The following is a 15353-nucleotide window of genomic DNA, read 5'->3' on the forward strand; positions in this document are numbered from 1 at the left end:
AAAGCATGAGAATTTAAATAAAAACCTATTTGAAGTATTTGACTTCAAATAGGTTTTGTGAATGAAAATATTAAACAAGTACATCCGTTTTTAAAACGAATTTCTCTACAACTTTTGCAACACCATCGTTCATATTTGTATCTGTTACGTAGTTTGCAATTTCTTTAATATCATCAGGTGCATTGCCCATTGCAACGCCAAGACCAGCAAATTCAATCATCGCTTGGTCGTTATAGCTATCGCCCATTGCGATAACTTCTTCACGCTTAATGCCAAGCTTTTGGATCAGTTTGTTTAAGCTCGTTCCTTTTGTAACACCAGCTTCAGTAAATTCTAAGAAGAATGGTTTCGAACGCATCACGCTTAATTGGCCTTCTAGCTGTTTTTGTAGTTTCTTTTCAACTTCAACAAGGCGTTCAGCTTCTTTATTCATTAATACTTTTACTACGGGCTCTTTAACTGCAGCTTTAAAGTCATCTACTACAACAATTGGCATACCAGTAATATCGCCCTCAATTTCAGTATAAGGATTATTTTCTTCCGTTACGATATCATCGCCCATATAAGTATGAATCCATACATCTTCAGTTTGACTAATTTCAAATAGGTTGTGAACGATTTCAGGAGATAGTGTACTACTAAAGATTTCTTCGTTTGTTTTACAGTTAATAATTTTTGCACCATTAAAAGATAAAATGAAACTGCCGTATTCTTCTAAACGAAGTTCTTTCGCTACATTGCGCATACCGAACGTTGGACGTCCAGAAGCAAGTACAACCTTTACGCCTTGCTCTTGTGCAGTCATTAACGCTTCTTTCGTACGAGGTGAAATAGTATGGTCATCACGTAATAAAGTATCATCTAAATCTAAAACAATCATTTTATAAGTCATATAGAAAATTCCTTTCTTTAATTGAAATCAAAATACATGTTCATGAAGAGATTGAGGAATAATAGTAAGACATCAAACCTCTTTGAAAAGAAGTAGGTAAATTATTATGAGTGTGTTGCTCATAATATTGGTTAATAATCATTGGGGATGAATAAAACCCCAATGATTAAAGTTTGATTTTATCGTAACAACTCTAAAGGTAGAGTGCAATAATGGAAGTTTTCCAATTTAAGATATTTGTTTTGCTGTGGAACGAGAAAATAGTATTTCTAGCAAGATTGCCATTACAGATCCAAGAACGAGACCATTACTTAAAAACGATGCTAGAAATGGTGGAAGTGTGGAATATGCTCCTGCTGGAACAAACATAACTCCGACTCCCGTAAAGATTGAAAGACCGGCTACTTTAAATAATCGTTCTTTATCCTGGACAGTTTCGTATTCTCGAAAGGCGAGGCCAATCATGCTTGCGAATACAGGATAAATAGCGGCATAACCAACTGCAACAGGGATTGCTGCAAAGAATGAAGTAATCTTTGGAAATATACTAACGACAATAATAAAGCTTGACCCTAATATAAACGGGAGACGTTTATAAATATTAGTCGTTGCAATAAAACCTGCTGATCCAGAAATAGCGACAGGCCCAATAGCTGAAAATAGGCCGCCTAGCAATTGGTTGATTCCTGTTATAATGCCAGCTTGTTTAAAACGATCTGATGCAGCGTTTTCTTCATATTTAGAGACAACCTTTTGTACAACGCGAATACTTGCTAACATATTTGTTAGAAGTAAGAGCGTAACGAAAATGACCGTAATTACCATGTTCCATTCAACACGAGGCATTCCGAAAACAAATAAGGATGGAAAACGGATTATGTCTGTCACTGGTGTTATTGGATTAGATAATCCGAAGCATGCGAATAATATCCAGCCGCATACGATACTGAAAAGAACGGAATATTGTCCAATAATAGGTAGCTTCATGATGAAAAAAGATAGTAAAATAACAATGAGTGAAAGAATAAATACGTTAGGTTGTACTTCTGAATGTTTTCCATCAAGGCCAAACATTCCCTTTAAGAAGGAGCCACTAAGCTGCGCGACAAGAAGAAATAAATACGTTCCAATGACTGTCGGTGTAAAATAGCGAACGAGTTTATCAATAAGTCCAAAAACGCTAAGAATAATACAAATAATACCACTTAATAAGAAAGCATATTGAAGAACTTTAAGTGTCTCATTATTTGATCCAAATAGTACGACGCCTAAACTTGCGTAAAGGGAGAAAATTCCCCACCAAAGGCCAGCAGGACCTTCTTGAATAGGAAGTTTATGCCCAAATATAGCTTGCAAGAGACCAGCAAAACCTAGAACAAATAATGTTCTTTGTACAAATGCGATGGCTTCAGCGCCATTAAGACCATAACTAGTTGCGACACTAATTGGTACAATAAGGCTTCCAGCTAAAATAAATAGTGCCCATTGTAAGGCGGAAAGAAATGTCTTCATTATATCAACCTCTTTCATAGATTCCGTATCTAGTATATACGTATTTTATTTCCACTGGCAAAGATTGTAGATAGAGAAAAGAGTTGAAACACAGTATGAATGCACGTAAGCAATTATGGATAGCAGTTATATGTATGACTTTTGTTGTAATTCTAGGAACGATAGGATTTATGACGATTGAAGAGATTAGTTTGTTTCAAGCATTTTGGATGACAATGATTACTGTATTGACTGTTGGATACGGAGATGCCGTTCCTGTAACGCAAACGGGGAAAGTATTTGCGCTTCTTATTATTCCTGTTGGCGTAGGTATTGTTACGTATGCAATTGGGGTAGTGGCAGCTATGATTATTGAAGGGAATTTATTTCATGCAGTACGGAGGAAGAAGATGGATAAACAAATAGCGCAGTTGAAAAATCATATTATAGTATGTGGTTGCGGTAGAGTGGGGCTTCAAGTTGTACATGAATTGCAAGAAAAGAATATTCCATTTGTCGTTGTTGATAAAGATGAAAGTATATTGGAGCAGGAAAAGCTTTTATTTGTACATGGAGATGCAACGGAAGATCAAGTATTACATAATGCCGGAATTTTAAAAGCAGCTGGTTTAGTTGCTATTGTTGCAAATGATGCCGAAAATGTATTTATTACATTAACAGCAAGAGGGTTAAACGATACGATTAAAATTGTGGCGAGATCTGAAAAGCCAGAAACTGAAGAGAAATTAAGGCGTGCTGGTGCAAATAAGGTTATTAATCCATCTAGTATGGCGGGTATTCATATCGCAAAAGGTATTGCAAATCCATTAACCGTTCATTATATTGATACAGTGTTGTATGGAGTAGAACAGTCATTTGTCATTGAAGAAATTCTAGTTGGAAAAGATTCAATATTAGTTGGTAAATCGTTACTAGAGAGTAATGTAAGGAATCAGTTTGATGTAACAATATTAGCGATTTCAAGAAATGGGAATATTATACATAATCCGGCAGGGCAGGAAAAATTGAAAGAACGTGATATGATAATAGTATTTGGTTCAGTAGAAAAATTGGGACAATTCGAGAAAGAATTACAAAGTACGAGGTGATAAGGAATGCAAATATCTAGCGACAAGATTTTAAATAAAATGGCGAATGAAATTGCGAAGGCAAAAAGTAGTGAAGGACAAAAGTCAAAAGAACATTTATTAGTTGTGCGTGCTTTATGTGACTTATTATTAGATGAACAAGTTGAAACATCTACATATAGAGAACCGAAAATTCAATCGCAAGTAATTGGATCACAACCAGTAACAACTATGCAACCAATTGCACCTGTTTCTGGGGAGCCAGTATATATAAAAGAAAGTGATGCAAACGGTAATTCTTTATTTGATTTTTAGAAGATAAATCGTTTGGCTTATATGCAAAAATTGCTTATGATAAAGGTAAAAAAGGGGAATTAAGATGAAAATTTTCTTTTTACTAGGTTGTATTGCAGCGGGGCTATCTGTTGCGTTAGGGGCCTTTGGAGCACACGGTTTAGAAAATAAAATTTCTGCAAAAATGTTAGAAGTTTGGAAAACAGGCGTTACATATCAAATGTTTCATGCAGGTGGACTATTCGTAGTTGCTTTATTGATGGATAAGGTTCAATCATCACTTTTAACTACTGCTGGTTGGCTAATGGTAGCTGGAATTATTATGTTCTCAGGTAGTTTGTATGCATTAAGTACGACAGGCATTAAGTTCTTTGGTCCAATTACACCTCTTGGTGGTGTAGCGTTTATTGTGGCGTGGATTCTAGTAGGGACTGCAGTTGTAAAAGGATTATAAAAAACAAAAGCTGGCATTTGCCAGCTTTTTTATGGTCTTGGAGCATAAGTTGCTTGTTGACCCGGTAAATACGTAATTCTTTCTGGAAATTCTACATAATCTAAGTAAATCATTAGTAATAAGTAACGCTTTCCGGATTCAGGCTCACTAATGATAATATGATCACGACCAGCTGCCTCGATAATACCTGTATAAGATTGAGTACCAAGAGAACTACCACGCTCATAAGTCATTACAACTGTAGCTTGCTTACCTTTGTTTAGACGAAGGATATTTTCAATATATGATTGTTCTAGAGGTAACATCCCTTGAGAAATTGCATATTGCGCTTGCGCAGCTTGTTGCTGCATTGCTTGTTGCTGCATTGCTTGTTGTTGCTGTTGCTGTTGCCCAGCGGTCATTTGTTGCGGTTGTACATAAGTTCCAGATGGTTGATAAAAACCTGTTCCATAATACGGGTTTTGTTGCTGTGTCATTCAAAAATCCCTCCTCATTTTTATTCCTTAATATACGCTAGGGCAGTCTCCAGCAGATGGCTGGAAGAAGCAGTGCTTTTTAAAGCGACCAGAGTTTTGTTGGTTATACCAAGTCGGTGGACATGCCCCTTCAGGTCTAAAGAACCATAAGGCAAAGTTGGCAGGCCAAAAACGTTGCCCTTGAATGGTCCGTCTCGCTAGGGCAATATCTTGTTCACGTGCCCGTTGATAAAAGTATCCTTTTTGCGTTGCTTCAAAACCGCCGGGGTTTTGATAAACCATTTGACGTAAATTACGAATGCTTTTAAAGTCTAAACAATTTCCGCGGACACGATTTACCCCAACGTTTCCGACCATTAACATTCCTTGTTGCCCTTCTCCTTCGGCTTCAGCACGCATCAGTCTAGCCAACAACTTTACATCTTCTTCGTTATAAGCAATAACACCCATTATGTGTCACCTCTCTTTTTGGAATACCTTTTGGAAAGAGGTTTATCTCTAGATGAAGTGTGTAACAATTACTAGTTCATACGTATGAGGAAAAGGGCTCAGATATGACAACCAAACGAAGTTTTACATTGAGAGTGGAAAATAAAAAAAGCTAGCGTGAGCCAGCTTTTTTATTAAAAAACTTTAGACCATAAGTTTGAGAAGAAATCACCAATAGAGCGCATTGTTAACACAAACCAATTTGCTTTTTCAACTTCCTCTGTCGTTTTTGCAGTAACTTTCATACTTTTACTACCGTCTAAGAAACCATATTTATCAGTTGATTCTAAAGTAATTGAGCCTACTTTGGCATCTTTCTTAATAGGAGCAACTAAATGTCCATCTTCAGCAAGAGATTTATCTAATTCAGTCCCAATTTTATAAGGTTCTTTGCTACCTTTTTTCGCAATTACTGTTATTTCTTTTTCGGGTGCAACAGTTACTTGGTCTTCTTTCCCTTTTACTACAGAGATTGTATTGTTCTTATTAACTTTTAGTTTTTGTTTTTCAAAGTTATTAAATCCATATTCGATTAATTCACGAGATTCTGTGAAACGTTCATCCATTGATTTTGTTTTAATAATAACCGAGATAAGACGTACATCACCACGTTTAGCAGTAATAGTAAATCCGTATCCAGCTGTATCAGAGCTTCCGGTTTTTAAACCATCGGTACCTTCATAAGCGAAAGAAGCTCCTGGTAACATCCAATTCCAGTTTTCCATACGAATTGGTTTTGGGTGATTGTCTGGGAAGTTTCTAAATCTTTGTTTTGTATCCTCTAGTATTTCTGGATACTTTGTAATCATTGCTTTTGAAAGCATACCCATATCACGAGCTGACATAGAGTTTTCTGCATTTGGATCAGTACCCTCAGGATGTTTTCCTTTTAAGTCAGCGTTATTTAAGCCAGTAGCGTTTACAAATTTATATTTCTTTAATCCTAGCTTTTTAGCATGTTCATTTGCAAGATTTAAGAAGTTTTTCTCACTTCCTGCAAGAAGTTCTGCTAAAGCGATACTAGATCCATTTGCTGAGAATATAACAATAGAATGATATAATTCTTTTACAGTATATTGACGTCCTTTTTCGAACGGTACATTAGAGAATTCATTATTACGAGAGACTTCATAAGCGTAATCAGAAATATTTACTTTCGTATCCCATGTGATTTTTCCTTCTTTAATTGCTTCTAAAACAGCGTAAACAACAATTAATTTCGACATACTAGCAATAGCCAGCAATTCATCTGGATTTTGCTCGTGAAGTATTTTTCCAGTATCTGCATCAAATAAAAGTGCAGCGGCTGCCTCAATATGTATTTTTTCTTCCGCATGGGATGTTGTTACTCCTAAGGAAGAAATTGACAATACAAGCAATAGTAAAATAGACAAAATTTTTTTCATATAGATTATCACCTTCGCATCGTTATTTAGCATATAGCTCGTATCATTTTAGCATATCTTTATATATAAAAAGGTTACAATTTTACAATAAATTTGAAAAAATGTCGGTTTTTCTTCAAAAGTGCAGAAAAAAGGAGATTTTTGAGGATAAATATAGAGAAGAATAAAAAAAGGAACGAATTTCGTTCCTTTTCACCATTTATATGTGTAAAAATTTCTCTACTTTTTCGTCTGGTAAAATGTTTCCAACGAAGAATGTTCCAAATTCACCATAACGAGCACTTACTTCATCGAAGCGCATTTCATATATAAGTTTTTTAAATTGAAGAACATCGTCAGCGAATAATGTTACGCCCCATTCGAAATCGTCGAATCCAACAGATCCTGAAATCACTTGGCGTACTTTACCTGCGTATTGACGGCCAATTTTACTATGACTGTACATCATTTTTTTACGCTCTTCCATAGGAAGCATGTACCAGTTGTCATCACCTTGGCGACGCTTATCCATTGGATAGAAGCAAATATGATTTGCTTTCGGCAATTCAGGATATAAGCGAGCTAAAATTTGCGGGTTTTGGTATGGATCCTCATCAGCTGGAAGATAGTTGCTTAATTCAACAACAGATACGTAAGAATATGCAGGAACCATATATTCAGCTAAAGTTGTTTTATTCAATTCTGTCTCAATTTCATTTAACTCTTCCATTGTTGGACGTAAAATCATAAGCATAATATCAGCTTTTTGGCCAACAACTGTATACATTGCGTGACTACCTTTTTTCGCAGTAGCTACTTCGTTCCATTTTTCAACGACATTTAAAAATTCAGACACTGCTTGTCCGCGTTCGTCGCTAGATAATGTTTTCCATGCAGCCCAATCAATAGAACGTAAATCATGTAAACAATACCAGCCATCTAACGTTGTTGTTGCTTCACTCATTCTATTCACCTCAGTTAATGATAGTTTTACACGTTAACTATAGCATATATAGTTTTAAAATCATCTATATAAAACCTTGGCGCATAAAATTGTCACATTTAAGTGTTTAAGCAAGGTGAATTTAACGGCTGAATTTTATGAAAATATAATCATTTTTATTTTATCTATTTTTTGGGAGCTATAAGTTTAAAATATAGAAGAAAAGCAGTATTCTTAAAGATAGAGTTTTTTTAACATATGTAGGAGGGTTTATTCGTGAGCAACTTATTTACAACAGTAAAAGAAAAAGTTCAAGGAAAAGGCATTTCTATCGTACTTCCTGAAGGAACTGATGAAAGAATTTTAGGCGCTGCAGAGCGTTTAGCAAAAGAAGAGTTAGTAAAACCAATCTTAGTTGGTAATAGAGAAGAAATTAGCGCAAAAGCTGCTAGCATGAATTTAACATTAGCAGGCGTTGATATTTACGACCCAGCTACATACGAAGAAATGGATGCAATGGTAGCATCTTTCGTTGAACGCCGTAAAGGTAAAGCAACTGAAGAAGACGCTCGCAAAATCCTTAAAGACGAAAACTACTTCGGTACAATGCTTGTATACATGGGCAAAGCACACGGTCTAGTAAGTGGTGCAGCTCACTCTACAGCTGATACAGTTCGTCCAGCACTTCAAATTATTAAAACAAAACCAGGCGTTACAAAAACTTCTGGCGTATTCATCATGGTACGTGAAGAAGAGAAATATGTATTCGCTGATTGCGCAATTAACATTGCACCAAACAGCCAAGATTTAGCTGAAATCGGTATCGAAAGTGCGAAAACTGCTGAGTTATTCGGCATTGATCCACGCGTTGCTATGTTAAGCTTCTCTACAAAAGGTTCTGCGAAATCTCCAGAAACAGAAAAAGTTGTAGAAGCAACTCGCATTGCAAAAGAAATGGCTCCTGAGTTAACTTTAGATGGAGAATTCCAATTCGATGCTGCATTCGTACCATCTGTAGCTGAGAAAAAAGCTCCAGGTTCTACAATTAAAGGTGATGCTAACGTATTCGTATTCCCAAGCTTAGAAGCTGGTAATATCGGCTACAAAATCGCTCAACGTTTAGGTAACTTCGAAGCAGTAGGACCAATCTTACAAGGCTTAAACATGCCTGTAAATGACCTATCTCGTGGATGTAACGAGGAAGAAGTGTACAAGTTAGCTTTAATTACAGCAGCTCAAGCACTTTAATTCTATAATGAATTGAAATAAAGACCGTCGCTATTATAGCGACGGTCTTTATTTTTCTAAACCAAGTGCTTTATTATTACGATCAATAATACGTTGTAAATTCGTCTCATATAAAGGAATCTCATCTATTGTTAATTGAGATGGTGTTAACTTTGGAGCGAATTGCTGCAATGTTTTTAAAAGACGCATCATTAAATCTTGTACTGTAATGGTTTCACCAAGTAATTCTGAGAGTGAGGCCATCGTACTTGGTACAATTTCAGGGTACGTAAAGCGTGTTTCTTCCCCTTGAATTGCTAGGTTGTAGAAATCACGAACGAGTGCGGCACGCTCAGAGCCACTTCCGGTAGCGCAGAGATAGATTTGGACAGCGACACCTCCGCGAATACGACGTTGTGAAATACCAGCGAATTTTTGATCGCGAATACTTAAGTCATAACTACCAGGACAGTAAGAGCCGACAATTTCTTTTGCCTCGATAGTAACGTCGTAATCCTTTAACATCTCCTTAATCAAATGCCACATTGTATCGTATCCAAGGTCAATATCGATACCTTTTTCTGTTTCTTGGAATAAAAGTGATACGTTTAAAACACCTTCATCAAGCACGACCGCAAGCCCGCCAGAATTACGGACAATAACATTGAAGTTGTTTTGTTTTAAAAAAGAAATACCTTCTTCTAAATGCGGAAGGCGTGAATCTTGAATGCCAAGGACAATTGTATTGTGATGAACCCATGAACGCATTGTTGCCGCTGACTTGCCATTTCCAATGCTTGTGCATAATGTGTCATCCATTGCGAATGACTGAAGTGCATGGAATGTTGGTCCTAAACTAGATTGATCTACAATGCGCCACTCTGGCTGAGATAAAATGGAACGGGAATTGCTCATATAACTAACCCCTTATCTTTAAAATGACAATCTCTATTATAGCAAAAAATGAAGAATGGAGTTTTCTCACATATAAAGGGGGAGCTTATAGGTGAAATAATAAAAAGGATGCATTACATGCATCCTTTTTATTCTGCAATTTTTTCTAAATTACCGTTTCGGTCCATTCGGAAAGATGTTTGAGAACGTTCTTCGTCATCCATGACTGCCAATTTACGAGCTCGGTTCATAATGTTCATAAGTGTTTCGTAATCTTCTTGTACAGTATGAGATTGCTTTTCTAATTTTTCTAGTTTCTTTTCTAGTTCCTCATTCCGAAGGATTTGTGCTTTAATTTCTTGTTTCAATCTCGTATTCTCGTTTTCAAGAGCTGTCACTTTTATATTTGAAGATCCGACTGTTTGTAAAAAATAAATAACATCTTGCATTGTCATAGAGCTTCTTGCAGCAGGAGCAGTAGATTCTTGATATGGAATAGCTTCTTTATATTGTACGATTGATTCTTCTTGTACTAATTCTTCATAATCAGTTATCGAATCTGAAGCTGGTGGTGTATAAAGTAAACGTTTTTTCGCTTGTTCACCGCTTGCAGCACGCATTTTATCTTTACGATGTTTTTTTGCTAGTTGAAGAGCTTGTTCATAGCTATAGCGAACAACAGCATTCCAGCGGAAACCACAAGCAGCAGATGTACGATTTAACTGATCCCCTACTTCCTCAAATGCATTTAATTGCGTACTTCCTTCTCTAACATGACGAAGTACCGTTTCAGCAAGTAATAAATCATCCTCATCTGTCCAAGCATCTTGTCTTACTTTCATAGATTCAACTCCCTTTCTTTTTATGAACTTCCTATTTTTATAATGGGCAAAAAAATAAACTTTTATACAAAGCTTTTAAAAATATGGTAGATTTCGATGAAAGGTAAAAATTTTCCCATGAATGGTGAGCGCTTCTGTAGGAGAGCATATAAAATATGTAGCATTATGTAGAGAATAGGCTTTGTAGGGAAACTTGCAACGAGCTTCAAAGAGCGGTAAAATACCATTTAGTGTTTATTTTTAAACGTACTTGAGAAAAGTTTAAAATAGAGGAAGTGTTATATAATGGGAAACGAGTTTCGCGTGTGCGATGACTGTCAGGCAACGAACGTTAAAACGTTAGTTCCGAAGTTAAAAAAAGTAGATTCATGTGCAACGATTGAAGTTGGATGTCAGTCTTACTGTGGTCCTGGTCGTAAAAAATCATTCGCATTTGTAAATAACCGTCCAGTTGCGGCTCCAACAGAAGATGAGTTAATCGCAAAAATTGAAGCAAAGTTAAATAAGTAAGAAAAAGAAGAGTGAAAAGATTACTCTTCTTTTTTATGCCCATAAGAGGAATAATTTATTCTGCGAAAGTACTCTTGTATGGACGAACGTTTTCTAAAGGATAGACACAACTTTTGTATTAAAATTCCAATTTGTATAAATTTATATTTCAAAATAATGGTTGACAGTCTTTTAAAGCGATAGGTAGAATAGAAGTGTCTGATTCTGAGAATCATTATCAGGAAAATAACAATTCACCTAATTTTTTTATTACTATTTGAGAATAAATTTCATTTCAATAAATATATGTTGTTAGTTAGGATGGTTGAGGGATGGAAGCGAGCGCAAGCAGTATAGAACAGCAAGAAGAGAATGTTAAAGAGATTAAGAGCAGACCGCTTATCGCTTCTATTATTTTAGTAGCGGGTACAGTTTTGTTAGCTTTAAGCATGGCAGTTTCTATTTCTTTTGGGGCTGCAGATATTAGTTTAAAGACTGTATGGCAAGCTGTATTTCAGTTTGATGGATCTATTACACATCATAATGTAATTCAAGAGCTTCGCATGCCTAGAGCAATAGGGGGCGTAGTTGCAGGTGCCTTTTTAGCGGTATCGGGAGCAATTATGCAAGGTATGACGCGAAATCCACTTGCTTCGCCATCGTTAATGGGGATTACAGATGGGGCTGTATTTGGAATTGCAATTATGTATGCATTTTTTCCTAATTCACCTTATTTAATGTTTGTTATCGCATCTTTTATTGGAGCTGCGTTTGGTGCAAGCATTGTATATGGAATTGGGTCTTCTTCACCAGGTGGATTAACACCTGTGAAATTAGCTTTAGCAGGTGCAGCTATTAGTGCTTTATTAGGGGCAATTTCATCTGGAATCGCATTGTATTTCAATCTTGCCCAAGAGGTAAGCATGTGGAATGCAGGCGGGGTTGCTGGAGTGAAATGGCAAAGTATTAATATGTTAGTGCCAATTGGCCTTGTTTGTCTTTTTATCGCAATTATGATGTCGAGATATATTACAATTTTGAGCTTCGGTGAAGAAATTGCAATTGGACTTGGTCAAAATACGACATTAATTAAATTTATCGGAACAGTACTTGTTCTTGTTTTAACGGGTTCCGCAGTTTCCATGGCAGGATCAGTTGGATTTGTTGGTCTTGTAATTCCGCATATGACTCGTTTTCTTGTAGGCTCGGACTATAGATGGGTTATTCCATGTTCTGCGGTCTTAGGCGGGCTGTTAATTGAATGTGCAGATATGTTATCTCGCGTTATTAACCCGCCATTTGAAACGCCAATTGGAGCAATTACAGCGCTAATTGGGGTTCCATTCTTCCTCTACTTAGCACGTAATGAAGGGAGAGGAAAGATGTGAGGACGAGTGTCTTAACAAAAAAGAACATTTCTATATTAACGATTTTAGTAGGACTAATCGTTTCTATATTTCTTATTAGTTTAAATACAGGAACTTTTAAAATCCCGCCAATGGACGTATTAAAGTCATTGGTTGGACTAGGGGCTGAAGATCAGTCTGTTATTTTATTTGAATTCCGCATGCCGCGTATGGTAATTGCTATACTAGTCGGATCTGCTTTAGCTATGTCAGGTGCGATTTTGCAAGGTTTATCACGAAATCCGCTTGCTGATCCAGGTATTATAGGTATTAATGCTGGAGCGGGATTAACAGTTGTTATATTCGTCTACTTCTTCTTCGGGAAAGTAGGGACTGGTACATTTTTATCTGTATTCATTCTTCCATTCTTCGCACTAGTTGGAGCGATATTAGCAGCGGTAATTATTTATTTACTAGCATGGAAAGATGGCGTTTCATCGACTCGATTAATACTTGTCGGTATTGCCGTTGCAGCTGGATTTGGAGCTGTTAGTTTAATTTTCTCTATGAAGATGACATCTAACGATTTTCGTTTTGCTACGATTTGGCTGGCGGGAAGTCTATGGGGTACAGATTGGAAATTCGTATTAAGTGTACTTCCATGGATGGTTATTTTCTTACCGCTTGCTATAAGTAAAGCACACATATTAAATGTAATGAACCTAGGCGATTCTACAGCAGTTGGCCTTGGTGTAAACGTAGAAAAAGAAAGACGTAAATTATTATTTATTGCAGTTTGTTTAGCAGGTGCATCTGTTGCTGTTGCGGGCGGAATTGGCTTTATCGGTTTAATGGCCCCGCATTTAGCAAGGCGCCTTGTTGGTGGTAAACATCAAATTATGTTGCCCACCGCTGCGCTAATAGGAACGTTTTTACTTTTATTCGCAGACGTAATTTCAAGAAGTGTATTAACAACTTCAGAAATACCAGTCGGTCTTGTTATTTCTGTAATTGGTGCACCATATTTCATTTATTTACTTATGAGGACAAAATAAAGGGAGGCTTTTCGTATGGCAACTTTAGCGGTGGATGCGGTATCTGTTGGCTATAATGAAGGTTTAATTATTGACGGGTTAACAGTTGAAATTCCGGAAGGGAAAATTACAACAATTATTGGACCAAATGGTTGTGGGAAGTCCACATTATTAAAAACGGCGTCTCGTATTTTGAAGGCAAAGCAAGGTACTGTTTATCTCGACGGAAAAGCAATTGAGAAACAGCCAACGAAAGAAATTGCAAAGAAAATGGCGATTTTACCACAAACTGCAGAAGTGCCAACGGGCCTTACTGTATTTGAGCTTGTGTCATATGGAAGATTCCCTCATCAAAAAGGGTTTGGCACGTTGAAAGAAGAGGATTATCGCTACATTAACTGGGCACTTGAAGTGACAGGAATGAAAGAATTTGCGAATCGTCCAGCAGAAGCGCTATCAGGTGGCCAACGTCAACGTGTTTGGATCGCAATGGCTCTTGCACAAGGAACAGAATTACTTGTATTGGATGAACCAACAACGTACTTAGATATGGCTCATCAATTAGAAGTATTAAACTTATTGAAAAAGTTAAATGAAGAAGAAGGTAGAACGATTGTTATGGTTATCCATGACTTAAACCACGCTTCTCGTTTCTCTGATCATATGATTGCATTAAAAGCAGGTAAGTTAATGAAACAAGGAACGCCAGATGAAGTTATGACAAGTGAAACACTTCGTAACGTATTTGAGATTGAAGCTCAAATCGTTCCATGTCCAGTAAACTGTAAGCCAATTTGTTTAACATATGATTTAGCGATGATTAGTAATCAATTGCGTAAAAAAGCATAAGTAGAACCCCCTCGTAAAGAGGGGGGCTTCTAATGGACGTTGAGCTTCTTATATATGAATGGGAAGTTGAACGCCCGTTAGAATGGGTTATTAACAACAGTTAATAAATATATATTAATTAATTGTTATCTTTGTTTCTTATAGTTCATTGTAACTTATAAGATAAATACAGCTAGAAGGAGTGGGAACATGAAGAATTTTAAAATGGCACTATTAGCAATGGTACTAGTTGTGACTTCTGTACTATTTGCAGCTTGTTCTAACAAAGAAGAAGAAAAGAAAGCAGATGCAAAGACTGAAGAGCGCACTGTAAAACATGCAAAAGGGGAAATTAAAATTCCTGCAAACCCAAAGAAAATTGCTGACCTTAGTGGTTCAACAGAAGAATTATTAATTTTCGGTATGAAACCGGTTATTACTGCTAATACATCTCAAGAAAAAATTGATGCACATATTGAAAAGAAACTAAAAGACGTTAAACCAGTTGGTTCTGCTTGGGGCGATAAAATTAACATTGAAGCAGTAGCTGCTGCAAAACCAGATTTAATTCTTGTAAATAATCGTCAAGAAAAGATTTATGATCAATTATCTAAAATTGCACCAACAGTTATGTTAAACACTCCATTAGATCAATGGCGTCCAAAATTCGAAGAAGTAGGTCAAATCTTCGGTAAAGAAAAAGAAACAAAAGAATGGTTCAAAAAGTATGATGAAAAAGCAAGCAAATTACATGACAAAATCGTCGCTAAAACTGGTGAAGCAACATTTATGAAAATGGCTGCATATCCAAATGCTTTCCGCGTATATGGTGATTACGGTTACGGTAGCGTAATCTTTAATGATTTAAAACTACCAGCAGTTAAAGGTACACCAACTGATAAACCGTTAGTACAAGTACAAAAAGAAGCTTTAATCGATTACAACCCAGATTACTTATTCGTATTTACAACTGGTGACGGTTCTCAGCGCTTAAAAGAATTCCAAGAAGAATCAATTTGGAAAAACATGAACGCTGTTAAAAATAACCACGTATTTACAATTAAAAATGAAGACTTAAACAAAGGTTACTTCCCACTAGGGAAAGATATGATCTTAGACGAAGTTGCTGAATTCGTTTTAGGTAAATAATGTATAAAGGAAATCACTTTTACTTCGGTAAA

General features: G+C 36.4%; 17 protein-coding genes. 9 read left to right on the top strand and 8 right to left on the bottom strand.

What is annotated here, in order from left to right:
- Positions 1–70: 70 nt before the first annotated feature.
- On the bottom strand, positions 71–892 hold the full coding sequence (locus tag B9A45_RS02210) for a Cof-type HAD-IIB family hydrolase (protein WP_000221395.1): 822 nt from the start codon (positions 890–892) through the stop codon (positions 71–73).
- Positions 893–1120: 228 nt separating this feature from the next.
- Entirely contained in the window at positions 1121–2404 is a 1284-nt protein-coding gene (locus tag B9A45_RS02215) for a purine/pyrimidine permease (protein WP_016111041.1), read from the bottom strand.
- Between the two features lie 95 nt (positions 2405–2499).
- On the opposite strand from B9A45_RS02215, the gene B9A45_RS02220 reads away from it, so the two are divergent.
- From B9A45_RS02220 to B9A45_RS02230, 3 genes are all read left to right on the top strand, one after another.
- Positions 2500–3492, top strand: coding sequence for a potassium channel family protein (locus tag B9A45_RS02220; RefSeq protein WP_000993988.1), 993 nt, complete (start codon positions 2500–2502; stop codon positions 3490–3492).
- 6 nt (positions 3493–3498) lie between these two features.
- Positions 3499–3786 carry a YwdI family protein gene (locus B9A45_RS02225; protein WP_001167349.1) on the top strand — a complete coding sequence of 96 codons (288 nt, stop codon included), beginning with the start codon at positions 3499–3501 and terminating at the stop codon, positions 3784–3786.
- A gap of 64 nt (positions 3787–3850) precedes the next feature.
- Positions 3851–4219 carry a DUF423 domain-containing protein gene (locus B9A45_RS02230; RefSeq protein ID WP_000688315.1) on the top strand — a complete coding sequence of 123 codons (369 nt, stop codon included), beginning with the start codon at positions 3851–3853 and terminating at the stop codon, positions 4217–4219.
- 29 nt (positions 4220–4248) lie between these two features.
- Here the strand turns inward: B9A45_RS02230 and gerQ are convergent, their stop codons facing one another.
- The 4 genes from gerQ to hemQ form a co-directional block, all read right to left on the bottom strand.
- Positions 4249–4695, bottom strand: a complete 447-nt coding sequence (gene gerQ / locus B9A45_RS02235) for a spore coat protein GerQ (RefSeq protein ID WP_084063833.1) — start codon at positions 4693–4695, stop codon at positions 4249–4251.
- Between the two features lie 27 nt (positions 4696–4722).
- A complete protein-coding gene (cwlJ, locus tag B9A45_RS02240; RefSeq protein WP_000538167.1) occupies positions 4723–5145 on the bottom strand; it encodes a cell wall hydrolase CwlJ in 423 nt (140 codons plus the stop codon).
- 173 nt (positions 5146–5318) lie between these two features.
- Complete coding sequence (locus tag B9A45_RS02245; RefSeq protein ID WP_016111040.1) at positions 5319–6590, bottom strand: serine hydrolase; 1272 nt, start codon at positions 6588–6590, stop codon at positions 5319–5321.
- A gap of 199 nt (positions 6591–6789) precedes the next feature.
- Positions 6790–7533: a hydrogen peroxide-dependent heme synthase gene (gene hemQ / locus B9A45_RS02250; protein WP_001287595.1), complete on the bottom strand. Its 744-nt coding sequence runs from the start codon at positions 7531–7533 to the stop codon at positions 6790–6792.
- A 255-nt stretch (positions 7534–7788) separates the two neighbouring features.
- Between hemQ and pta the strand changes: the two genes are divergently transcribed.
- Positions 7789–8760, top strand: coding sequence for a phosphate acetyltransferase (gene pta, locus B9A45_RS02255; protein WP_000067225.1), 972 nt, complete (start codon positions 7789–7791; stop codon positions 8758–8760).
- A gap of 48 nt (positions 8761–8808) precedes the next feature.
- Here the strand turns inward: pta and B9A45_RS02260 are convergent, their stop codons facing one another.
- Positions 8809–9654, bottom strand: a complete 846-nt coding sequence (locus B9A45_RS02260; protein ID WP_000071949.1) for a lipoate--protein ligase family protein — start codon at positions 9652–9654, stop codon at positions 8809–8811.
- A gap of 128 nt (positions 9655–9782) precedes the next feature.
- Positions 9783–10475 (bottom strand): RsfA family transcriptional regulator, encoded by a 693-nt coding sequence (locus B9A45_RS02265; RefSeq protein WP_000868358.1) that lies wholly within the window; start codon positions 10473–10475, stop codon positions 9783–9785.
- 285 nt (positions 10476–10760) lie between these two features.
- On the opposite strand from B9A45_RS02265, the gene B9A45_RS02270 reads away from it, so the two are divergent.
- The 5 genes from B9A45_RS02270 to B9A45_RS02290 all read left to right on the top strand — a co-directional run bounded on the left by B9A45_RS02270 (position 10761) and on the right by B9A45_RS02290 (position 15321).
- Positions 10761–10985, top strand: coding sequence for a YuzB family protein (locus B9A45_RS02270; RefSeq protein WP_000526078.1), 225 nt, complete (start codon positions 10761–10763; stop codon positions 10983–10985).
- A gap of 311 nt (positions 10986–11296) precedes the next feature.
- Complete coding sequence (locus tag B9A45_RS02275) at positions 11297–12352, top strand: FecCD family ABC transporter permease (RefSeq protein ID WP_000388296.1); 1056 nt, start codon at positions 11297–11299, stop codon at positions 12350–12352.
- Positions 12349–13365, top strand: coding sequence for a FecCD family ABC transporter permease (locus B9A45_RS02280; RefSeq protein WP_001260757.1), 1017 nt, complete (start codon positions 12349–12351; stop codon positions 13363–13365). The genes B9A45_RS02275 and B9A45_RS02280 overlap by 4 nt, the downstream gene beginning before the upstream one ends.
- 15 nt (positions 13366–13380) lie before the next feature.
- Positions 13381–14193, top strand: coding sequence for an ABC transporter ATP-binding protein (locus tag B9A45_RS02285; protein ID WP_000212068.1), 813 nt, complete (start codon positions 13381–13383; stop codon positions 14191–14193).
- Between the two features lie 189 nt (positions 14194–14382).
- Entirely contained in the window at positions 14383–15321 is a 939-nt protein-coding gene (locus B9A45_RS02290) for an ABC transporter substrate-binding protein (protein WP_000787724.1), read from the top strand.
- Positions 15322–15353: the final 32 nt, after the last annotated feature.

This window comes from Bacillus sp. JKS001846 (assembly GCF_900176455.1).
GTDB classification, from domain to species: domain Bacteria; phylum Bacillota; class Bacilli; order Bacillales; family Bacillaceae_G; genus Bacillus_A; species Bacillus_A cereus.